The organism is Ornithinibacillus jepli (assembly GCF_047228935.1).
In the GTDB taxonomy this organism is placed as follows: domain Bacteria; phylum Bacillota; class Bacilli; order Bacillales; family Amphibacillaceae; genus Ornithinibacillus.
In genome coordinates this window covers 512,550-534,847 of sequence record NZ_JBFEGG010000003.1, presented here as the reverse complement: position 1 = coordinate 534,847, position 22,298 = coordinate 512,550, and the positions used below count along the sequence as shown (strand labels likewise).

The window sequence follows — 22,298 nt, the reverse complement described above, 5'->3', positions numbered from 1 at the left end:
TTATCCCCCTAGGACTTTTAACATCGGTAAAAATTTTATTCCAGTTTCTATATATTCTGCTTCCGGATCTGAATCCTTCACGACACCACAACCAGCGAATAAGGAAGCTTTATTCCCTTTCATTAGACCAGAGCGGATAGCGACCGCAAATTCTCCGTGCTCATTACTATCAATCCACCCTATAGGAGCACCATACCAACCTCGATCAAGCATTTCATTTTCTCGAATAAAATCTATAGCTGCTTCACGTGGTTCTCCTCCTAATGCAGGAGTTGGATGTAATTTTTCAATTACATCCAAAATACTTTTTCCCTGTTTGAACTTTCCTCGGACCGGTGTATATAAGTGCTGTAAATTTCTTAGTTTATAAAGAACTGGTTGATTAGGTACTTGTATTTCCTTGCAAAATTCCTCTAACGATGTTCTTATCATCTGCACTACAAAATCATGTTCTTCTAGATTTTTCTGATCATGTAGTAATTGATGGCCAAATTCTTCATCCTCTGAATCATTACTTCCTCTTGGTGCAGTACCTGCTAAACATGTAGATAATAAGTCGTTTTTCTCCACTTTTACCAAACGCTCAGGACTAGCGCCAATAAAGCAATCATCCCCTTGTTCAAAAGCAAAAATATAGCTAGTTGGCTGAGACTCTATCAACTCACGAATTACACCAGTAAGTTGTATCTTATTTGCTAATTGCAACTGTAATTCTCGCGCTAAAACAATTTTGTTTGTAGACCCTGCGGATATATGTTCAGTGGCCGCCTTCACAGTCCTTTTCCACTCTTCCGGATTGATTTCAAATTGTTGCTTTATTGTTGGCTGATACGTTTCTATATCAGTATGTGATAATAAAAATGTTTCATTTTCGGAAAGCTTTTCTGCTAAAGATAAAGGATCTTCTTCTCTACCCACGTAAACGTTTACGGTCAAATAAGTATCCTCTTCACATACCGTTAACATATACGTAGGAACTCTTAACTCATTGGACGCAAAGCTTTCCCATAATGCTGTTCTCGGTTTATGGGAATCAAAATCCATTCCCCCAATCGCAGCAATTCCAGTTCCTGAAATTTTAAAAGGATTATTAATTATCGCCTGATTTTGTAATGTATTCCATCTCTCTTTTAAAAGATTAGAATGCTCTTCCCGAATAGAATAAGCAGTACCAATTCCAACTAAAGTAAATTGATCAATAGTACTCTTCCAAAATGAACGATTCATATGTAAATATTTACCCGCTTCAAAAAACAGAAGTGGATCAACATTAGCGATTTTTTTAGTATAACTAACTAGCTTAGTTTCAGAGGGATTCAATCCTTGAATTGCTTTAATTAAAGTAGATTCAAGTGTATCCTCTTTTATCTCAATCATTTGATTACCCTCCGTAAATACATCATAGTCCAACTATATTCTATTCCTTTTTGACTAGTTTCTCAAGAAATCTAGTGCTTAACCTATGTAGAATTAACCTCATGACAATATGAAGTCGGACGTTACATTAATTTAAAGTTATATTAGACAACTTAGTTATACGTTTTTTTATTTTGTCCAATATAACCTGACTATTGGACATTACTAACATTTATCTCTTGGTTTTATCTAATAGAAGCGTTCTATTGGACATTCCTGCTTGATTTTCATCTCCTATGTCTAATAGCAGCTATCTATTAGACAATTCTGTCATATCTTCCCGTTATCGTCTAATAAAACTTGGAAATCTGTCATATCCTTCCTACTTCGTTGACACTCCACTGCTTTTTGCCTAAACTTATAATGATATTGAAAGATAAGGGGATACATTCTATGAAAGCAGATAAAGATTATATTAAAAAAGCCTTAAATGAACGTGAAGGTTTTCAAGTATGGTGGAGATTACTAAGACCACATACATTAACAGCTTCTTTTGTTCCTGTTTTTGTTGGAACGATGATTGCATTAAATACAGATGGAATAAATATTGTTATATTCCTAGCAATGTTGGTTGCATCTATGTTAATTCAATCTGCAACGAATATGTTTAATGAATACTATGATTACGTTCGTGGACTTGACTCCGAAGAATCAGTTGGTATAGGTGGTACCATTGTACGAGACGGTATTCAACCAAAAACTGTATTACGATTAGCTTTATTTTTTTATGGTATCGCACTCTTACTTGGAATTTATATTTGTATGGTATCTAGCTGGTGGATTGCAGTAATTGGACTCGTGTGTATGTTATTAGGTTATCTATATACTGGTGGACCTCTTCCAATTTCAACTACACCATTTGGAGAGATTTTCTCTGGATTTTTCATGGGTACTGTTATTATTGGAATAAGTTACTATATCCAAACAGGAGAAATAAACAGTCTAGTTATCTTTATTTCTATACCGATTGCCATTTTCATTGGATGTATCATGCTAGCAAATAATATACGAGACTTAGATGGTGACAAAAAGGGCGGAAGAAGGACTTTAGCTATTCTACTTGGTAGAAGAAACGCTGTTCGTTTTCTTGGATTACTATTTATAATTGCATTCTTCTTTACTGCTTATTTCATTATTGTTCGAATTTTACCACTATGGTCCCTAGTAACCTTCATTGCTGTTATTCCAGCTGCAAAAGTTATCAAAGGATTTAAAGGTAAAACAGAACCTTTAGAAATGATGCCTGCAATGAAATTAACCGGAAAGACGAATACTATCTATGGATTTTTATTAGGTCTATCTTTATTAATATATTATTTCATCTAAGAACGACTTAAAATAAATTTAGGGGGAAAGTTCAGATGGAATTAAAGAATACACTAATGGAGTCGCTTGGCATTGAAACTGTATCAATGGAGAAAGACTTAGTCGTCATGACTATGCCAGTCGATAAACGAACACATCAACCTTTAGGTTATCTTCATGGAGGAGCTAGTGTAGCATTAGCCGAATCAGCAGCAAGTCTGGGGGCATGTTTACATGTTGACTTGGAAAAATTCCATGTATTTGGAATTGAAATTAATGCCAATCACGTTAAAAGTAAGCGCGAGGGCGTCGTAACCGCAAAGGCAAAGCCTGTACATGTAGGAAAATCCTTTATGGTATGGGAAGTTAATATTGTGGATGAAGAAGAAAATTTAATATGTATATCCAGATGTACAGTAGGTGTCGTACCAAAAAAAGGCTAATCCCTTATGGATCAGCCTTTTTCTTTATACAAATTTAGCTTGTTGTTGTTCTATCCAACGTCGCATTTTTATAAATATAGGAACGAATAATGCCCCAACAATAATTCCCTTAACAATATTAAATGGTATGATACCTACAAAGATCGTACTTAGTTTTACAGAATGAGTCATCTCTCCCCAGCCCATCATTAATCCGTAAGCTGGTAAAAGAACAAAGTAATTAAAGACACTTAACCCAATTGCCATAATGATTGTTCCAGTAATTAAGCCAGAAACGATACTCTTTACATTTTTAAACTTATGATAAAGAATTCCAATCGGTAAAACGAGTAAAACACCCGCTAGGAAGTTTGCCGTTACCCCAACAATTTCTCCACCACCAATAGCTAAATAAAGTACATTTTTAATTGCAACCACGATTACTCCAGCTAATGGTGAAAAGATTAGCGATGCCATAATGGCTGGTACATCACTGAAATCAATTTTCAAGTAACTAGGTAGTAGTGGGAGTGGGAAATTAATAAAGAATAATAATAAAGATAGTGCCCCAAGTAAAGATAAAATAATAAGTCTTGCAAGTTTAGATGATTGCATATTTGTTTGCATCATCATTCCTCCTTCATCTAGTTATCGATTCCAATCGTGATGAAGGATAGCCTATTCCTACATACGAAAAACCCTAAAGCTAGACCTAATCGGGGCTTTAGGGTTCTTAATAATCAATAGAAAATAAAGGCACATTACCATGTACCATGATTCGGCTCGACCTCTTCTCCCATCCAGACTTTAACTGTCGGTCCTGGATTTTCACCAGGTCAACCATATGAAAAAACACAAATGGCTCACGGACTTAGAACTAATGTTCATTACCGTCGGTCGGGAATTACACCCTGCCCCGAAGTGGAATCGATATTATTTTTTTGTCATCTATCATTATACATATGATTTTCTGTTTTGAAAAGGGTTATGCTTATTTAGGAGTTAATCTAATGGATTCAAACTCTCTTCCCCGCTTAAATTAGCAATCATCTCAACTAGTAATGTAATCTCCTGATCTATATCCTCAAGACTTGCGGTTTCTACCGGTGAATGCATATACCGTAACGGTAAGGAAACTAGCGATACTGGGACACCTTTACCTGTATAACGCATTTTATCAGCATCTGTTCCGGTACTACGTGGTGTTAATTCATATTGAACATTCATATTTAACTTTTGAGCCGTTTTCTCTAATAACGCATTAATTTTACGATTGATAGGTGCACCTTTTGCCAGAACAGGGCCTTTTTCCAGGCGAACATCCCCATGTTTATTTGTGTTCACCCCAGGGTAATCCGTTGCAAATGTCACATCACATGCGATAGCCATCGTTGGTTCAATACCTGCTGCAGCAAAATAAGCCCCACCCATATTCGTTTCTTCATTCACCGTACTTGCAGCATACACGCCAACCTTACATCCTTTTTTCTTTAACTGACGTAATACCTCCGCCACGATAAATGCTCCAGTACGATTATCAAGACCTCTTCCAGAAACATAACGACCCATTAATATCTCTGGCTCCGTTTGATAAACAACTAGGTCACCGATTCGAACATATTGTTCCGCCTCCCCTTTTGTTCGGAAGCCACAGTCTATGAACAAATCCTCTAAATCAAAATCGTTTTTCAAGCCACCGTGATGCTGCGCATTTACGCCGATTACACCAGTTACTGTTTTCCCATAACCTAAAACTGTCGTCTTCATTCCAACTGCAGCTTTTGGATTAATACCACCCATTTTATCAAAATGTAAAAATCCATTTTCATCAATTCGTTTAATTACTAAAGCAATTTCATCACAATGTCCTGCTAGTAGTACTTTAAAATTGGATTGTGGATTCAATACTCCGATTACATTTCCTGCATTATCTGTCATAACTTCATCAGCAAATCCCTTATAATAATCACGCATTTTACGTTGTATAGCCACTTCATCACTGGATGGAGATGGTGTGCGAAGAAGCTCAAGCAAAAATTCTTGGTTCGTTTTTTCCAAACCAATCAACTCCTTTATATGTATCGAATAATTTCATCATACCAAATTTATCCTTTGTCGAGCACTTTTATTTACTTATAACACTATTAATTATTAAAATTTATATAAGAAACCTTTAAGGAGGCAATTATATGACATTAAACGATTGGTTCACCAAAGCAATTCCCTCTCAAGATTATATTGGTGCAATGGAAACACATAAGGAAAATCTTCTACATATATATGATTCTTTTTCACTTCCAGATGATGAAGAGTTCTTTTCCAAACTGAAGAAAAAAAACCTTCGAGTTATTGTTATTACAGAAGACTGGTGTGGGGATGCGATGATGAACAACCCGATACTACTTCACCTAGCAGAAAAAACAAATATGGAAGTACGCATGATACTACGTGATCAAAACTTAGAATTAATGGATCAATATTTAACGAATGGTAAATCTCGCTCAATTCCAATATTCATCTTTATCGATGAAACAGGAAAAGAAGTTGCTAAATGGGGACCTCGCGCAGAATATATTCAACAATTTGTAGATAATATTAGAAAAGATCTTCCAGACAAAGAAGCTGATGATTACAAAGAGAAATTTAATGACATGATTAAGACAATGACCCAAACATTTATATCGGATGAGAAACTATGGAACGAAGTATATAACAGCCTTAAGAACACTTTAAATACAATTTAACTTGAAGAACCTATACGTTGTATAGGTTCTTTTTCAATAGATAACTAAGAATATGCATATACTAAAGAAACATTGTAATTAATAGGGTGAGAAAATGAACATTGAAGTCTTTAAACATATGTACTTTCGTCTTCCAATACTAATTCGCCTGTTCTTAACGATAGTACTCATAATCCTTTTTTTCGGGACAGTCATACATGTTATTGAACCGCAAGAATTTCCAACCATCTTTGACGGAATCTGGTGGGCAGTTGTAACAGGAGCTACTGTTGGTTACGGTGATTATGTACCACTTACTCCACTCGGACGTATACTTGGGATAATATTAATCTTCACCGGTGGAGGACTCCTCACCTTTTATATTACACAAATTGCAGCTAGTACTGTGCAACACGAGAATGATTTATCTCGAGGGAAAGTAGCTTATAGAGGAAACGGTCATATTATTATAGTAGGTTGGAATGAACGCTCCCGAATTTTAATGAACAGAATTTTAAATCACAATCCAAAGGCAGAAATTGTTCTTATGGATCAAACCGTATCCCAAATGTCTTATCGTGAATTTCCAGTTCACTTTATTCAAGGAGACCCTACAGACGATTATTTTTTACAGAAATCAAATATTGAACAAGCAGAGAGGGTTGTTATAACTGCGGATGGCCATAAAAGTGAAAAGCAAGCAGACATTCAGTCCATTTTAACCGTTGTTGCTGTTCGAGGGAATCATAGTACCATCCCTATAATTGTAGAGATTATGACCGTGAATCAAATTGATAATGCCAAAAGAGCAGGTGCGAATACGATACTTCGCCCAAATGACTTCATGAGTATGTTATTATTTCAAGAAGTATTTAGAGGGAAGTCAAAGCCATTTGAAACTGTCATTCATTTATTAAACAAACAACAATTTCATCATGTATTAATACCTGAGGAATTAGTGGATACCTCTTATCTAGAAGCATTAAAAAAGCTTAAATCAAATGATCAACTATTATTAGGAATTAAGCGAGATGGTGAGTGGATGTTCAATCCAAGCAATGAATTCCTTCTCAAAGAAAACGATATACTAATTACGTCAAGCACTTGGGTCCTTTAACTTTTGCCCTAAACCAAAATCTATGGTATAATATTTTATTGTGTGAAAAGAAACGAAGGTATAGGAGATGTTCAGCATGACAGATAAGATTGAAGTAGGACAAATTATTGATGGTAAAGTAACAGGTATTCAACCATATGGTGCATTCGTGGCACTTAATGATGAGGTACAAGGATTAGTTCATATTTCTGAAGTAACTCATGGTTTTGTTAAAGATATTAACGAACACCTTTCTGTTGGAGACGAAGTAAAAGTAAAAGTTTTAAATATTGACGAGAGTAAAAATAAAATTTCTCTTTCAATTCGTGCGACGGAAGAGCCACCAAAGAAACAAGCTAAGCCTCAAGCTCCAGCTAAGCAATCAGTTAAACTTGAAGAAAACACTTCTGGTTTCAATACGTTAAAAGAAAAACTAGAAGAATGGATTGAACAATCCGAATTTAAAAACTAATACTTGATAGCTAGAGGCTTCTCCCATCAACATTACCTAACATGTTAATATTGATAGGAGGAGCCTCTTCTTATGTATTTTTGATATTATAAAAGTAGAAACTAATGTTTAAAAATCTAACTTAGGAGGATAACATGACACATATACGATTTTCATATCAACATGCATTGGACTTTATACATAAAGAGGAAGTAGATAACTTATCTGAATATGTAAAGGTTGCCCATCAAGCAATACATAATAAGACCGGTCCTGGAAATGATTTTTTAGGATGGGTTGACCTACCCCAAAATTATGACAAAGAGGAATACAAGAGAATTAAAGCTAGTGCTAAGAAGATTATTAACGATTCTGATATACTTCTTGTTATCGGTATTGGTGGTTCTTATTTAGGTGCTAAAGCTGCGCTTGAAATGTTAAATCATTCTTTCCAGAACTTATTATCTAAACAGCAACGTAAAGTTCCACAAATTATTTTTGTCGGTCATCATATGAGCTCAACTTATATGAAAGAATTATTCGATGTATTGGAAGGAAAAGATTTCTCCATTAATGTAATTTCTAAAAGCGGAACAACTACTGAACCAGCAATTGCTTTCCGTATTTTCAAGAAATACTTAGAAGAGAAATATGGTAAAGAAGAAGCAAAGTCACGCATTTTTGCTACAACTGATAAAGAAAAGGGTGCACTTAAAGGTGTAGCGGATGAAGCAGGGTATGAAACGTTTGTTATTCCTGATGATGTTGGGGGACGCTTTTCCGTATTAACTGCTGTTGGATTACTACCAATTGCAGCTAGTGGTATTAATATAGATGATATGATGCAAGGGGCACTTGATGCAATGCAGGATTTCAATGAACCTTCCCTTGAGAATAACATCGCATATCAATATGCTGCTGTAAGAAATGTTTTATATAACAAAGGAAAAACGATAGAAATGCTTATTAATTATGAGCCAGGTCTACAATACTTCTCGGAATGGTGGAAACAGCTTTACGGTGAGAGTGAAGGTAAGGACCAAAAAGGTATCTTCCCTACATCTGCTAACTTCTCAACCGACCTTCATTCATTAGGTCAATACATTCAAGAAGGTCGTCGTGATCTATTTGAAACCGTTCTACATGTGAACAAATCGAAATTAGATATGACACTGGAAGAGGAGGACACCAATTCAGACGGACTTAATTACCTTGCCGGAAAAACCATTCATGAAATTAATGATAAAGCATTTCAAGGTACATTACTTGCGCATACAGATGGTGGTGTTCCAAACTTAATCATTGATGTACCTGAACTGAATGCTTATACTTTTGGTTACCTTGTTTACTTCTTTGAAAAAGCTTGTGCATTAAGTGGATACTTATTAGGAGTGAATCCATTTAATCAACCAGGTGTGGAAGCATATAAGAAGAACATGTTTGCATTACTTGGTAAGCCAGGGTTCGAGACTGAAAAAGCAGAACTTGAAAAACGATTAAAATAAATGGAAAGACAGCTCACCATAAAAGGTAAGCTGTCTTTTACTATTGTATATGAGATATTTTCCAGACCCCATCGACAATTTCTAAATCGATTGTAATGATTGGAAGTCCTTCCCAGTCCACATAATATACTTTGGATTCGTTTTCGGAAAAGAATTCAGTTAATACATAAGCCCCCATATTTCTAAGTTCCAACCAGTCATCATACAAATCATCGATATCCATAGAACCTTCTAAGGATAATAAAGAAGATGCAGTCGTATCATCATCCTTTACAGTCGAATAAGCATATAGTGAAACCAATTCCGATGGAGTTAGTTCAAGTAAAAATTTTATATTTAATTCGGTGGAATAATTATCATAAACAGTGCTCGTTCCAGATGTATAAGGCCATCTATCGAGTCGAAGAATATTTTGAACGTCGACATTTTGGTATCTATCTTGATAAAGGAATCTTAAGCTTTCAATTATAAGTCCATCCTGTATTCTATCCCAATCATTTTTTTCCCAAAGCAATACTGTACTATTAACTACTTCCCAAATTGTAGAACCTTTATGATTCGCAAGAAAATCAAAGTATTCTTCCCTTTCTATATTGGTCACGCTATTTCCTTCCCAGACTTTTAAATAATTATATAAAAAATTCTCAATATCACTAATTAGCATATTTCTCATGTCTGCTCTGTATGAATCCCCATACTTGATGAGTAGCTCTTCTAATTCAAGCGCGTACTCATCAAGTTTCTCCCATTCAGACCAATTCACATTAGCATGTTTGGATTTCACAAGAACATATGAAGTATAACCTTCCTCAAATCCAAGTTCCTCCATGTAGTTAATTAGGTTGTCATAGTCAAACGTTACTGTCAGTTTATCGTATTTTGTCTCTCTGGATATCGTATAACCTTGTTTTTCCAATGCTTGAAACAATTCTATTATTTTTTCAGGTCCTTCATAACTTGAAGGGTCCTCTTGTAACAACAAAATAGTATCATAATCATCTACATCTATTGCATTCGCCATTAAAAGTTGGTCTAAATAATCTTGAAAAGCCCATTGATATTCTACTACTCGATAGAGATATGTCATTAAAGTATCCCCAACATCTTGGGAAGATGGGTTCAATTGCTCTTTTATCTTGGATGGTGGTGTAAGATATGTGTCTATAAAGTATTTCGTATCATCACTACCGTAAGACGATGGATTACTTTTAACTTCATTTAGAATACCTTCTACCATAGTAACAGTAGATAGTCTGTCCACATCCTCAATCCCCAGCTCTTTCGATAGTTTTACTTTAGCCTCTTCAAAATTGGCTAGTATTTCTGGATCTAAATCTTGATTCCCATTAGAAGTTGCTATTTCTCCTTGATTATTTTCAACTTTGTCATCAGCCTTTTCTTGCTCCAAGGATACTTGCCGTTCTCTCTCTGCTTGTATGTATGTAATTGCAAAAACAGAGAAAACAATTAAACCAACTACACCCGCAAGGATAGGGAAATTTTTTCTCCATTTCTTTGTTTTTCCAACTTGGTTAACTTGTAACATAATTTGTGCTGTATCAGTGAACCTAGGTAAGCGTTCATAGTTATATATCATTAAAATAAGAAACTCTTCCATTTTCACATTAGGAAAACCTGTTGTCTCCTTAGACATTATTTTTCTACATTTCTCTTCAAGTACTTTAATCCCTTGATCTAATCTAGTTTTTAAAAGCTCTGATTTAACTTTAAGAATCAAGGATATATCTTCCAAAGTACACTTATGAAAGTAATATAAAATGATCGGTAGTTTATATTTATCATCCAATCCTTGTAGGCAATGTTGGATTATCATATGTTCTTTTTTATCAAAGTAATAGCCATAACGTTTATAAGTTTCAATAGACTCTTTTTTGTGTAAACCTTTCAATGAATCAACCATTGATTGATGAAGTAATATGGACGCGTTATGAACTTCAATTCGATTTATTTTTCTAAATAACTTAATAAAAACATCTTGAACAATTGATTGCAAATCTTCATTTTCGATCCCATACTGAAAAGCAAACTGCTCTACAGTAGACTTATAGTGATCAACAAATAGTTTAAACCCTGCCTGATTATCATCTTTCATTATTTGAATAATTTGTTCTTCTTGCATATTCATCCCCCTTAAGTTCCCCTATATATGTAAACGTTTGTTTTAATAAAAAGTTTCAAAATCGAATTTTTTTTAGAAACATGTTTAAATTTATTGTAACCGGGTATAACTATTAACGTAAGACTTTCTCGTATTCCCCCTGTAGGCAAGGCGTATAAAAACGCTTTGCTCTTTTTTTGAGCTTTTTTACGTTATAATGACAGTAATAAGGGAATAGGAGGATTATTGAATGGATATTTTTGAAACAGTACATAATCGTAAAAATACTCGCTCTGTTAAGTGGGATTTAGTGAAAGATTTATTTCAATCAGAAGATGTATTACCAATGTGGGTTGCTGATATGGACTTTAAAGCCCCAGATGCTGTGAATCAAGCTTTGATTGAGCGAGCAAAACATGGAATTTATGGATATACCATTGTTGATGAAAAAGTAAAATCCTCTATCGTCAATTGGATTTCCAAAAGACATCATTGGAATATTAAATCTGAATGGTTGTCATTTAGCCCAGGTGTTGTAACGACGCTTCACATGGCAATTCAAGCTTTAACAGAACCGGATGATAAAATATTAATCCAAACGCCAGTCTATACACCTTTCTATAAAGTAATTGAAGCACATAACCGACAAATTGTAAAAAGCCAACTCGTTTATTCAGAAAATCAATATCACATTAATTTTCAAGATTTAGAGGAGAAAATGAAAACAGGGGTTAAAGCATTTATTTTATGTAATCCACATAACCCTGTAGGAAGAGTTTGGACAAAAGATGAATTACAAAGTATCGCAAATCTTTGCGAAAAATATGATGTGTTAATTTTATCGGATGAAATTCACTGTGATTTAACATTTCCTAATGTCGAGCATACATCGATTGCCTCCTTGTCTGAAGAGGTTGCTGTTAGAACAATAACATGCATGGCTCCATCTAAAACGTTTAATCTAGCTGGACTACAAGCTTCATATGCCATTACTTCTAATAATGAATACAGGAAAAAATTAGATCAACAGTTTATGATTCAAGGATTTCACGGTTTAAATACAATGGGAAATACCGCACTAGAAGCAGCTTATACTTACGGAGAAGAATGGCTGGACGGTTTAAAGGAAATTCTCCAAGGTCATTATCATTACGTGAAAGAACAATTGGAAAAATATACAGATTTAAAAGTAACCATTGCAGAAGGAACATATTTAGTTTGGATTGATTGTAGTTCGTTAAAGTTAAATCCAAAAGAATTACGAAAGTTTTTTGTAGAAAAAGCAAAGGTCGGGTTAAACCCTGGTATTGATTACGGAGAAGAAGGTGCACAGTTTATGAGAATGAATATAGCCTGTCCTCGTCAAACATTAGTAGAAGGAATAAATCGTATAATAGAAGCCATTTCTAATTAAACCTTAAGAAGCGCAAATATTGCGCTTCTATTCTTCTTGCTTTTCATTAAATTCAGTTGGATCAGTTGGTGACTTTGTAGCTTCAGTACCTTTTCCTGACTTTATTTCACCACATATAATTCTCGCACCTGAATTTCCACTTGGTTGAGATACACCATCATCTTGTGATTCCATAATAACAAGAGAGGTACCTTCCCCTCTCAATATAGACTTTTTACCATCCTTTAAAGTTGCACCTGGAAGCATTAATTCCGCATCTACAAGACCACCACTATCCGCTTCAACATTTGGTAAATCGCCTAAATGTGGCCCATCAGGATGCATCAAACCATGCTCCTTTCCTTCTGGATCTAAATGATTTCCTGCTGATTTGAAATCTGGACCCTCACATTTTGCAAACTCATGAACAGCAAGACCGTGAAAGCCTGGGCTAAGTCCTTCCAACTTAAGCTTTACCTGAACTCCATCTGGTGACTCTAAAAATTGAGCAGTCCCAACCATATCTCCTGATTGATTATACATTTCTACGTTTTTTGACGTTTCAACCTTACTTTGACAACCAATTAATAACAAAGTAGATAAAAGGAATAAAAGTACGAATCTCAATTTACACTACTCCTTTTTCGCATGATAAAGATAGTATTTGCAAAAAAGGTGAGTATAAACATCTAATGACTTTTACACTTTGTAAGAATCATTTTGACCATAAAAAAAGAGTAAGCTTCCACTTACCCCCGTTAATTTTTCTTCTGATGGTCAAATCCATCGTTTAAACGACTTTGATAGTCTGTATTAAATTTTTTCTCTTGTTTTTTAGAATGTTTATAAAAAAAATAAAAAGCCAATACAGCTAAAATCATAAAAATGACAAGCGTGATTATTGCAGGTATATATTCTGATTTATCCTCAGGAAAGTATAAAAACGGCATCATATGTATCACTTCCTTCTGATAATTAGTATATCAAATTTAAGGATGAAATAAAAAATTAAAAATTAATGTTCGCTAATTTGTAGAAAATTTGGCACAATGAAATTAGAAAGGAGTTGTTATAAATGAATCATCTTTCATTAGGAGACAAAGTCCAAATACCGTATAAATCGGGAATTTATATAGGAGAAATAATAGAAGATCGAAATGATAAATATTTAGTTAAAACATTAGCTATACTTAAACATCCAATGCAAGGGGATCTACATCATCCAAAACAAGTGGAGAATGTTCTTTTTCATGAGCGAAAGGCACTTAGCGAGTTTGAAAAAGTTAATGTTCTAAAAGATGTGGTAACTCGTTATGAAGATGAGATATTAGATTACGGAGAGTCTTTAAAACAAGCAGTAGATAAATACCGAGAAAAACTCACAAGTAAAGAATCATCATATAATCAAGAGGCCTTAAAAGCATTAGAGTCAGTTGAAAAAAGTTATTACCTTGGAAAATACTATTAAAGAAGGCTGCCTAAGTAGACAGCCTTCTTTTCATCATTCACCTAAGTTTTCTTTAATTAATTCAGTAATTCCTTGGATTGCCTCTTCTTCATCACTACCGTTAGCTGTAACTTTAATTTCAGCATCTTTAGGAATTCCTAATGACATGACACCCATAATAGACTTTAAGTTAACAGTTTTATCATTATATGTTAACTCAATTTCTGATTGATATTGACCAGCTTTATTGACTAATAATGTAGCAGGGCGAGCATGTACACCAGTATCTGCAGTAATTTTAAAAGATTGTTCTTTCATGATTTTCATCCTTCCAACTTGATATTAGCTTGTACAAATTTTATGTACTTTTGATCTCAATTATACGAAATTACTTCGTGAATAATTGAACTTAAACCCATTATATACAATTTTAATACGTATGAAAACTAAAAAGTAGTATGGAATAGATTGTTTTTACACAATGGTTATGATACCTTTATTTTTGACTAGTCAATATTAGGAGGAAATGACATGAGTGTACACATTGGCGCCAAAAAAGGTGAAATCGCAGAAAAAATATTACTTCCTGGTGACCCATTAAGAGCAAAGTATATTGCAGAAACATTTTTAGAAGATGTAACACAATATAACCAAGTTCGAGGTATGTATGGGTATACTGGTACATATAAAGGAGAAAGAGTATCTGTTCAAGGTACTGGAATGGGAGTTCCCTCGATTTCTATATATGTTAATGAATTAATTCAAAGTTATGACGTTCAAAAATTAATCCGTGTTGGTACATGTGGTGCTATTCAAAAAGATGTTAAAGTAAGAGATGTTATTTTAGCACAAGGTTCTACAACGGATTCTCGGATGAACCAGCTTATATTTAACGGAATTGATTATGCTCCACTTGCGGACTTTGATCTATTACGAACAGCTTATGAGGTTGGAACTGCAAAAGGAATGAATCTTCGAGTTGGAAACGTATTTACAAGTGATACGTTCTATCGTGATAATGCAAAAGAAGTAAACGAATTGCTTGCAAAATATAAAGTATTAGCAATTGAGATGGAAACAACTGCTTTATATACACTAGCAGCGAAATTCGATCGTCAAGCACTATCTGTATTAACGGTTTCTGACCACATTATTACTGGCGAAGAAACAACTGCAGAAGAACGCCAAACAACTTTTAATGAAATGATGGAAATTGCCTTAGAAGCAGCAATACAATAAAAGATTATTACATTTTGCATGGGTACTTGGTTATTACTGAATGCCCATGCTTTTTTATACAAAAATTAACATTTAATTTATCTAGTATTGATCACTCCTTACACCCATTGTTAACCGCTTGTAAATTTAAGTTGACAATTAAGTTGATTCTCATTATTCTAGTTATATAGGAGAGTGGTTAATCGATGAAAAATATTAAGCCTATTGAAATTACGGTTGGGGCATTATTTGTTTGTTTGATGGCGATTGGAGCTAATATTGCGGTATGGTTTCCGTTTTTAGCAATACCAATTGGCGGGACTTCAGTACCTTTGTCATTGCAAACTTTCTTCTCCATTTTAGCAGGTCTAATGTTAGGTAAAAGATTGGGAAGCTTAGCAATGATTACATATGTTTTAGTCGGGATTTGTGGTATACCTGTTTTTGCAGGAATGGAAGCAGGACCAATGCAACTTATAACACCAACAGGTGGATTCTTACTATCCTTTATAATTGTTGCCTTTATTTCAGGCTGGATTACGGAAGGCTCTAATCCTTCAATACCTAGATTTGTTATCGCTTCACTTGTAGGTCTAACTCTAAATTATTTAATCGGAGTAACATTTATGTACTTTGCAATGAATATGTGGTTAAACTTAGAGATTAGTTACCAAATTGCATGGATTGGTATGATTCCATTTTTCATTAAGGATATTGCTTTATCCTGTTTAGCAGCGGTCTTTACCGTTCGAATAGCTAATCGCATACCTTTAAAGTGGAAAACAGTAAAAGCATAATATAATGAGGAGATTCTTCTTGGAATCTCCTCTTTTAGTTCTTTCGCATAATTCTTATCACCATAACCAAAGACTATGATAAAATAACAATCATATAAATATGTCTGAAAGGAACGACATCATGGATCTATTTTCTAATTTCCCGATTACTGCAGCACTATTGGCTATTGTATTTGCCCAACTTATTAAAATTCCTATTCATTTTATTGCAACAAGAGAGTTTGTTCCCGGACTCGCGTTTAGCACTGGTGGGATGCCTAGTAGTCATTCTGCAGCAGTAACCTCGCTATCTACAGCTATTGGAATAATTGAAGGGTTTAGTTCAACAATATTCGCTGTAGCAGCTGTATTTAGTATCATCACGATGTATGACGCTTCGGGTGTAAGAAGGCACGCTGGAAAACATGCTACATTACTTAATCAATTAGTAAAAGATATTCAAGTACTAGTTGAAGGAGCTAAAAACTGGGAAAGTAAAGGAACATATGAGAAACGAGAAGATTTAAAAGAATTACTTGGTCATAAACCTATCGAAGTATTTTTTGGAGCTATAACCGGAATTGTTGTTGCACTAATTCTTAATATCTTTTATTAGCAGAAAGAGAGGAGACATGTTGAAGTCTCCTCTCTTTCACTAGCTTTTATTAATCTGTTCCCGAAACACTTGTAGTGCTTTGTTTTCATTCAGTTTTTGTAATACTTCTTCTGAAAGTTCACCTGAACCTTTTTTAATAATATAGACTTCAACTTCACGTTTTCCCCACTCTGAATATACATCTTCTACAGAGTCAAAATACAAGTCTATTTTATTACCATTTATTGCTCCACCTTTATCTGCAACTACGCCAAATCCATAATCTGGAATCCACAAAACCGTCCCGATTGGATAAATGGATAAATCTGCTGCAATCGTAGAATATAAATCCCGCTTTACTTTAACACCTGAATACGTAATCCCATATTGTGGGTGGTCTGGAGTTTTACCAGTCGATTCCACTCCTGCTGTATAACCGGTAGCAATTACGGTTGCCTTCGGATAATTATCTATATTAATTGCCTCTTCTACAGTTTTAGGTCCTTCAATCTGTTCACTAGAAATGTACCGCTCTTGTTTTGCTAGTAGGATTAAATCTTTTTCTTGTAAAGCTATCTTTCTATGTTCCGCTGGCTTAACTTCATCATAATTTGCCGATACGGAATGATCTTTCCGTAGCATAATCGCTAAATCTGCATAAGTCACATTGGAAATACTGGATAATGTTGTCCAAAATGCAAGCAGAAATAAAACTGTCATGCCAATTCTTCTATATATTTTACTGATTTTCAAATAACAACACCTCTCTGGGTGTCATCTTTTCCAATCTAGTAAGATTTTATTCAAAAGGTAATATATAGGACATCACTATTAAAACATTTGGTAACCATTTTTTCGCAAAAATTTAATAACAAATCCAGATACAATTGTACCTAAAAATCCAGATGATAATATAACCACATCCCAGCCATTTATAGAAACTAACTCTGTAAACGCCTTCGAAAACGCCTGTCCTGGAGAGGAAAAGTAATCCCCAATAGCTATTTTATCTACAATGAATAGTACGATAAACGGATAAATAAATGCCATCAACCATGTTCTTCTCAGTAACATGTTTAAGATAAAAGCTATTCCAAAAAATATAACAAAAAATAAGATAACAGAAACAATTAATTGGATCAATTTATGTAATCTCCCTTTCCTTTTAAACACTAACTATACACACTAATTCTATTAGCATTTCATAAAAAAAGCAAAGACGAGGTTGCGCCTTTGCTTTATTGACTTTAAGTTATGGAATTAATAAAAGAAATTAAATTTTCCTTTTTTAAGTAATAGACTGATTCCGCCTAATTTCAATAGGTAACGGTTATCACTCATCTTCTTCATGAATGTTGCTTTCCAACCGAATAATTTTTTATCTCCGAACACAACACCCATACCATCATTGTGACCAAGAGATGCTAAAGTACCAAGTGGTTTGTATTCAAACCCTTCAAGCTCCTTGTGACCTTTAACAAGTGATTCCACATTATGGGCTACTGTTGCAGATTGTTGAATCGCAATCTGAGCAGTTGGAGGGAATGGTCTTCCACTATTTTCATCCATAATTAACGCACAATCTCCGATAACGAAGACATTGTCATATTCTGGAGAGCGCATGTCTGGACGTACTTGAATCTTACCACGGTTTGTTTCAAATCCGGATTTTTCAACGATAGAGTTTGCTTTTACCCCAGCAGCCCATACAGTTGTAAGAGTCGGGATTTCGTTTAGCTTACCATCTTTTTCATAGACAACAGCATCTGGCTTACTTTCTTTAAGCAAAGCACCTGTAATAAATTCAACTCCACGAGCCTCAAGAGAATTCATTGCATATTCTACTAATTCTGGATCAAATCCAGGTAATACAGTAGGTGCGCCTTCTACATTAATAATACGAACTTGTGATTTATCAATATCATACTCTTTACATAATTCTGGAACTTTATTAGCTAATTCTCCAACAAATTCAATTCCAGTAAATCCGCCGCCACCTACAACAATGTTTAGACGAGCTGGGTTTTTATCTTTATGATATTCTGCAAAATTAAAATCAAGATGTTCTCTAATTAAACGAGATGAATTAATATCATTAATCATTAATGCATTTTCTTCAAGTCCAGGAATACCGAATGTTGCTGATTCAAATCCTAAACCAATTACAAGATAATCATATTCTAATTCGCCATTTTCTAGTTTAACTATATTTTCTTGTGGCTTAATCTCAACAACAGAGTCTTGAACAAAGTTAACCTTATGTTCATTAATAACATCTTTAATAGAAATTCTAGCTTGATCTTGATGAACCGTACCGGCTGATACTTCATGTAACCAAGTTGTTTGGTAATGATAGTCGTTCTTGTTTACTAGAGTAATGTTTGCTTCGTTCGCGCCTAGAGACTTCTGTAATTTCACAGTTGTCATTATTCCACCATAACCTGCACCTAAAACAACAATGTTAGGCTTTTTCATTCATCATCACATCCAATTTTCATATTATTAACCTATTACTTTAAGAATGTGACATTTTTCACTTAATAAAATAAAAAAAGATAATAACTATACTAAAAGTGGATGTCACATATTCGTAATATATTGTCCAACCTATATATTAGACCTTTTCCTTATAATTTTCAAGCATAAAATGAAATGTTAGTTATTAAGTGAAAAGTCAGTTCCATTACAAGTATTCTTAATATGTGTTACTATGTTATTGGTATTTTTGAAAAAGGAGGCAATAGAATATGTCTGACAAAGTATTTGACGTTACGATTATTGGTGCTGGCCCTTGTGGGTTATTTACTGCTTTTTATGGTGGAATGCGCCAAGCTAGTGTTAAAATTATTGAAAGTTTACCTCATACTGGTGGGCAATTATCTGCACTTTATCCAGAAAAATATATATATGATGTTGCTGGGTTTCCAAAAGTTCGCGCACAAGAACTAGTGGACAATCTAGAAAAACAAGCTAGAATGTTTGACCCTACAATTGTTTTAGGGCAATCTATTGAAACCGTAGAACGCTTAGAGGATGAAACATTTAAACTCACCTCAAATACTGGCGAAATCCACTATACAAAAACAATGATTATAACGGCTGGAAATGGAGCATTCCAACCACGACGGTTGAACGTCCATAATTCGGAGGATTTTGAAGGCATTAATTTACATTATTATGTAAAAGATATGAATCGATTCAAGGATAAAAAAGTTGCCATTCTGGGTGGTGGAGACTCTGCGGTAGACTGGGCATTAATGCTTGAGCCCATTGCTGAAAAAGTTTCTTTAATTCATCGACGTGATGAATTTAGAGCACATGAACATAGTGTGGAACAGTTAAAAAATTCCAAAGTGGAAATATTAACACCTTTTACTCCTAGTGATATTGTTGCCTCTAATACAATTGAGAAAATACTACTAGAAGAGGTAAAAGGTGAACGTAAATTAGAGCTTGTTGTAGATGATGTAATTTGTAACTATGGATTTATTTCAACGTTAGGTCCGATTAAAGACTGGGGTCTAGAAATTGAGAAAAACAGCATTGTTGTTAATACAAAAATGGAAACCAATATCCCAGGTATCTATGCAGCTGGAGACATTTGTACATATCCTGGAAAAATCAAACTAATCGCAACAGGGTTCGGTGAGGGTCCAACCGCCATCAACAACGCCAAACAATACATCGATCCAAAAGCAAGAGTACAACCGAAACATTCAACAAGTATGTTTGAATAGGTATAGCAAGAACTAAAAAAAGCATGGAAAGGAATATTCCTCTTCATGCTTTTTCATTAACATTTTTCAGGTGCTCCAACAGTTTCCTTCGTACGGAAAGAAGACCCACATCCACAAGAAAGAATTGCATTCGGATTATCAATACTAAATCCGCCACCCATTAAATTTTGCTTATAATCAATTGTAGTACCTTCAATGATTGGTATATCTTGCTTCGTAATAACGACCGGAATACCATTTATTTCCTCAATAAGATCTAACTCTTCATTTACATCTTGATCGAATCCGAGTGAATAAGACAATCCGCTACAGCCGCCACCCTTTACACCAAAACGAAGCCGAACATTTTCGGTTTCATTTTTCATCATCTCTTGAATTTGGAGACTTGCACTTTCTGTTAGGGTTAAAATCATCTTTATTCCTCCTAAATAAAATACTTATATTAAGTATACATACAAAAATAGCAAGTTTTCAAATAATAAGTTTTTCCAATTACTTATAATGATAGATACCAGTTGCAATGACATCGGCTCCACCATTCATCCAAACATAATTATCTTCATCCCAAGTGATGAATAAATCCCCTCCCTCTAAGTGAACCGTGATGGACTTATTTTTAGGAATTAATTGATTTAGTGTTGCGGCAACTACAGCTGCACAAGCTCCAGTACCACATGCAAGTGTAACACCAGATCCTCTCTCCCATACACGGAAATTCAATTCCGTATCATTTACAACTTCTACAAATTCCACATTTACTCCTTCTGGAAAACGTGGATCTTTCTCAACCATTTCACCCAGCTCATATAAAGGAGCATTCTTAATATCATCTACAAAAAATACTGCATGAGGATTCCCCATTGATACTGCGGTAAGCTTTAATTCTTCTCCATTGATAATGAATGTTTCATTTACAATTCTTTCTTGTTCTTCGCCTATCATAGGAATCAAAGAACGCTTCAGAATAGGTTTCCCCATGTTTATCGTAATTTCATTAACCACTTCGCCATTTAACTTAACCTCTGCCTCCACATTACCAGCTTTCGTTTCTATTTGAAAATTAGTATTTTGAACAAGTCCTTCTTCGTAAGCATACTTAGCGGTACATCTTAATCCATTTCCACAGCTCTTTCCTTCAGATCCATCCTTGTTAAATATCCGCATCCCTACTTCTGCTTTTTCACTAGGATGGATTAAGATTAAACCATCAGAACCAATTCCAGTATTAATATTAGAAACCTTTTGGGCAATATCAGGTAATAGCCCCTCATCTATTTCCTGTTTAAACAAATCAAGATAAATATAATTATTACCTAAGCCATGCATTTTGATAAAAGGAATCTTCATCTTTTACCCTCATTTCAATTCGTCTAGTAATTTTACATTATGTTGTTCCAATGCTTCATAGATTGTTCTTAATCTAGGGATACCCTCTGCTACCATTTCATCATTGACGAACACAATAGGATAAAATAAATCTTCCTCAAATATTCGTTCCACAAATTGTTGATGTTTTTCCTCTTCTTGTGACGTATTTATATCAACATATTCATAGCGAATCTTGTCTGCTTCATATTTTCTTGCAATTGCCGCTTGCAACCATTCATACGTATCTTTAGAGCCTGGAGCACCTACACAACTAGCACAGATTTGTTCAGCCCCATAAACCGTAATTAACACTTTATTGCTACTCATTCCAACCTCCCCTTTCCCCAGGTTCTTGCAGTTACTTTTATTTTACAAAATCTTTATATAAAGATAAAATGATAGTATCTAATTTAATCGTAATAATTGAAAGAATAGATTTTTCGGCTAAACAAATATATAATAAGTTTAGGAAAGGAGAAGATGGATGATGCGTGAACAAGTTCAAGAAGTATTAAATAAACTACGCCCATTTTTACTACGTGATGGTGGAGATGTGGAATTAATAGATGTGGATGATAATGGCATTGTACTTCTTCGTCTCATGGGTGCATGTGGAAACTGCCCGAGCTCAACAATTACGTTAAAAGCAGGTATCGAGCGTGCATTAATGGCTGAAGTACCAGGTGTAAAGGAAATCGAACAAGTATTTTAAACTAATATAGATAAA

The 22,298-nt window shown here is 34.5% G+C and carries 26 protein-coding genes and 1 riboswitch; of the genes, 13 read left to right on the top strand and 13 right to left on the bottom strand.

All coding sequences use genetic code 11. The annotated features are described in order from the left end of the window. Positions 1 to 1,377 (bottom strand): isochorismate synthase, encoded by a 1,377-nt coding sequence (locus AB1K81_RS14405; protein ID WP_412977350.1) that lies wholly within the window; start codon positions 1,375 to 1,377, stop codon positions 1 to 3. Positions 1,378 to 1,809: 432 nt separating this feature from the next. Here AB1K81_RS14405 and AB1K81_RS14400 point away from each other — a divergent pair, with 432 nt between their 5' ends. Both AB1K81_RS14400 and AB1K81_RS14395 read left to right on the top strand, forming a co-directional pair. Beyond that, a complete protein-coding gene (locus AB1K81_RS14400; protein ID WP_412977349.1) occupies positions 1,810 to 2,742 on the top strand; it encodes a 1,4-dihydroxy-2-naphthoate polyprenyltransferase in 933 nt (310 codons plus the stop codon). Between the two features lie 35 nt (positions 2,743 to 2,777). After that, complete coding sequence (locus AB1K81_RS14395) at positions 2,778 to 3,164, top strand: hotdog fold thioesterase (protein ID WP_412977348.1); 387 nt, start codon at positions 2,778 to 2,780, stop codon at positions 3,162 to 3,164. A 24-nt stretch (positions 3,165 to 3,188) separates the two neighbouring features. On the opposite strand, the gene AB1K81_RS14390 is transcribed toward AB1K81_RS14395, so the two are convergent. Together AB1K81_RS14390 and AB1K81_RS14385 are read right to left on the bottom strand one after the other, a co-directional pair. Beyond that, positions 3,189 to 3,773 (bottom strand): ECF transporter S component, encoded by a 585-nt coding sequence (locus AB1K81_RS14390; RefSeq protein ID WP_412977347.1) that lies wholly within the window; start codon positions 3,771 to 3,773, stop codon positions 3,189 to 3,191. Positions 3,774 to 3,927: 154 nt separating this feature from the next. Next, positions 3,928 to 4,071, bottom strand: a riboswitch (FMN riboswitch). A 74-nt stretch (positions 4,072 to 4,145) separates the two neighbouring features. Then, the gene (locus AB1K81_RS14385) at positions 4,146 to 5,201 is read right to left on the bottom strand and encodes a M20/M25/M40 family metallo-hydrolase (protein WP_412977346.1); all 1,056 of its coding nucleotides are present in this window, start codon (positions 5,199 to 5,201) and stop codon (positions 4,146 to 4,148) included. A 131-nt stretch (positions 5,202 to 5,332) separates the two neighbouring features. On the opposite strand from AB1K81_RS14385, the gene AB1K81_RS14380 reads away from it, so the two are divergent. The 4 genes from AB1K81_RS14380 (at position 5,333) to AB1K81_RS14365 (ending at position 8,918) form a co-directional block, all read left to right on the top strand. After that, on the top strand, positions 5,333 to 5,887 hold the full coding sequence (locus tag AB1K81_RS14380; RefSeq protein ID WP_412977345.1) for a thioredoxin family protein: 555 nt from the start codon (positions 5,333 to 5,335) through the stop codon (positions 5,885 to 5,887). Between the two features lie 94 nt (positions 5,888 to 5,981). Beyond that, on the top strand, positions 5,982 to 6,983 hold the full coding sequence (locus AB1K81_RS14375) for a potassium channel family protein (RefSeq protein ID WP_412977344.1): 1,002 nt from the start codon (positions 5,982 to 5,984) through the stop codon (positions 6,981 to 6,983). Between the two features lie 76 nt (positions 6,984 to 7,059). Further along, positions 7,060 to 7,434: a S1 domain-containing post-transcriptional regulator GSP13 gene (gene yugI, locus AB1K81_RS14370; RefSeq protein WP_412977343.1), complete on the top strand. Its 375-nt coding sequence runs from the start codon at positions 7,060 to 7,062 to the stop codon at positions 7,432 to 7,434. A gap of 134 nt (positions 7,435 to 7,568) precedes the next feature. Continuing rightward, positions 7,569 to 8,918, top strand: coding sequence for a glucose-6-phosphate isomerase (locus tag AB1K81_RS14365; RefSeq protein WP_412977342.1), 1,350 nt, complete (start codon positions 7,569 to 7,571; stop codon positions 8,916 to 8,918). Between the two features lie 40 nt (positions 8,919 to 8,958). On the opposite strand, the gene AB1K81_RS14360 is transcribed toward AB1K81_RS14365, so the two are convergent. Next, on the bottom strand, positions 8,959 to 11,058 hold the full coding sequence (locus AB1K81_RS14360; protein WP_412977341.1) for an RNA polymerase sigma factor: 2,100 nt from the start codon (positions 11,056 to 11,058) through the stop codon (positions 8,959 to 8,961). A 229-nt stretch (positions 11,059 to 11,287) separates the two neighbouring features. Between AB1K81_RS14360 and AB1K81_RS14355 the strand changes: the two genes are divergently transcribed. Then, positions 11,288 to 12,451, top strand: a complete 1,164-nt coding sequence (locus AB1K81_RS14355; RefSeq protein ID WP_412977340.1) for a MalY/PatB family protein — start codon at positions 11,288 to 11,290, stop codon at positions 12,449 to 12,451. Positions 12,452 to 12,478: 27 nt separating this feature from the next. On the opposite strand, the gene AB1K81_RS14350 is transcribed toward AB1K81_RS14355, so the two are convergent. Both AB1K81_RS14350 and AB1K81_RS14345 read right to left on the bottom strand, forming a co-directional pair. Beyond that, entirely contained in the window at positions 12,479 to 13,057 is a 579-nt protein-coding gene (locus AB1K81_RS14350; RefSeq protein ID WP_412977339.1) for a superoxide dismutase family protein, read from the bottom strand. A gap of 131 nt (positions 13,058 to 13,188) precedes the next feature. Further along, on the bottom strand, positions 13,189 to 13,383 hold the full coding sequence (locus tag AB1K81_RS14345; protein WP_412977338.1) for a hypothetical protein: 195 nt from the start codon (positions 13,381 to 13,383) through the stop codon (positions 13,189 to 13,191). Positions 13,384 to 13,505: 122 nt separating this feature from the next. On the opposite strand from AB1K81_RS14345, the gene kapB reads away from it, so the two are divergent. Then, positions 13,506 to 13,898, top strand: coding sequence for a kinase-associated lipoprotein KapB (gene kapB, locus AB1K81_RS14340; protein WP_412977337.1), 393 nt, complete (start codon positions 13,506 to 13,508; stop codon positions 13,896 to 13,898). Between the two features lie 33 nt (positions 13,899 to 13,931). Here kapB and AB1K81_RS14335 read toward each other — a convergent pair whose 3' ends face one another. Further along, complete coding sequence (locus AB1K81_RS14335; RefSeq protein WP_412977336.1) at positions 13,932 to 14,195, bottom strand: phosphocarrier protein HPr; 264 nt, start codon at positions 14,193 to 14,195, stop codon at positions 13,932 to 13,934. 213 nt (positions 14,196 to 14,408) lie between these two features. Between AB1K81_RS14335 and deoD the strand changes: the two genes are divergently transcribed. From deoD to AB1K81_RS14320, 3 genes are all read left to right on the top strand, one after another. After that, on the top strand, positions 14,409 to 15,116 hold the full coding sequence (gene deoD / locus AB1K81_RS14330; RefSeq protein WP_412977335.1) for a purine-nucleoside phosphorylase: 708 nt from the start codon (positions 14,409 to 14,411) through the stop codon (positions 15,114 to 15,116). A 185-nt stretch (positions 15,117 to 15,301) separates the two neighbouring features. After that, on the top strand, positions 15,302 to 15,892 hold the full coding sequence (locus AB1K81_RS14325; protein WP_412977334.1) for a biotin transporter BioY: 591 nt from the start codon (positions 15,302 to 15,304) through the stop codon (positions 15,890 to 15,892). 121 nt (positions 15,893 to 16,013) lie between these two features. Beyond that, positions 16,014 to 16,487, top strand: a complete 474-nt coding sequence (locus AB1K81_RS14320; RefSeq protein WP_412977333.1) for a divergent PAP2 family protein — start codon at positions 16,014 to 16,016, stop codon at positions 16,485 to 16,487. Positions 16,488 to 16,526: 39 nt separating this feature from the next. Here the strand turns inward: AB1K81_RS14320 and AB1K81_RS14315 are convergent, their stop codons facing one another. The 3 genes from AB1K81_RS14315 to AB1K81_RS14305 all read right to left on the bottom strand — a co-directional run bounded on the left by AB1K81_RS14315 (position 16,527) and on the right by AB1K81_RS14305 (position 18,941). Then, positions 16,527 to 17,219 (bottom strand): 3D domain-containing protein, encoded by a 693-nt coding sequence (locus AB1K81_RS14315; protein ID WP_412977332.1) that lies wholly within the window; start codon positions 17,217 to 17,219, stop codon positions 16,527 to 16,529. A gap of 78 nt (positions 17,220 to 17,297) precedes the next feature. Then, a complete protein-coding gene (locus AB1K81_RS14310; RefSeq protein ID WP_412977331.1) occupies positions 17,298 to 17,609 on the bottom strand; it encodes a YuiB family protein in 312 nt (103 codons plus the stop codon). A gap of 117 nt (positions 17,610 to 17,726) precedes the next feature. Continuing rightward, entirely contained in the window at positions 17,727 to 18,941 is a 1,215-nt protein-coding gene (locus tag AB1K81_RS14305; RefSeq protein WP_412977330.1) for an NAD(P)/FAD-dependent oxidoreductase, read from the bottom strand. 272 nt (positions 18,942 to 19,213) lie between these two features. Here AB1K81_RS14305 and AB1K81_RS14300 point away from each other — a divergent pair, with 272 nt between their 5' ends. Next, positions 19,214 to 20,203 (top strand): NAD(P)/FAD-dependent oxidoreductase, encoded by a 990-nt coding sequence (locus tag AB1K81_RS14300; RefSeq protein WP_412977329.1) that lies wholly within the window; start codon positions 19,214 to 19,216, stop codon positions 20,201 to 20,203. Between the two features lie 56 nt (positions 20,204 to 20,259). Here the strand turns inward: AB1K81_RS14300 and AB1K81_RS14295 are convergent, their stop codons facing one another. From AB1K81_RS14295 to AB1K81_RS14285, 3 genes are all read right to left on the bottom strand, one after another. Next, complete coding sequence (locus AB1K81_RS14295; protein ID WP_412977328.1) at positions 20,260 to 20,616, bottom strand: HesB/IscA family protein; 357 nt, start codon at positions 20,614 to 20,616, stop codon at positions 20,260 to 20,262. 79 nt (positions 20,617 to 20,695) lie between these two features. Continuing rightward, positions 20,696 to 21,550 (bottom strand): diaminopimelate epimerase, encoded by an 855-nt coding sequence (dapF, locus tag AB1K81_RS14290; protein WP_412977327.1) that lies wholly within the window; start codon positions 21,548 to 21,550, stop codon positions 20,696 to 20,698. 9 nt (positions 21,551 to 21,559) lie between these two features. Continuing rightward, the gene (locus AB1K81_RS14285) at positions 21,560 to 21,898 is read right to left on the bottom strand and encodes a YuzD family protein (protein WP_412977326.1); all 339 of its coding nucleotides are present in this window, start codon (positions 21,896 to 21,898) and stop codon (positions 21,560 to 21,562) included. Positions 21,899 to 22,055: 157 nt separating this feature from the next. Between AB1K81_RS14285 and AB1K81_RS14280 the strand changes: the two genes are divergently transcribed. Beyond that, entirely contained in the window at positions 22,056 to 22,283 is a 228-nt protein-coding gene (locus tag AB1K81_RS14280) for a NifU family protein (protein ID WP_412977325.1), read from the top strand. Positions 22,284 to 22,298 lie beyond the last annotated feature (15 nt).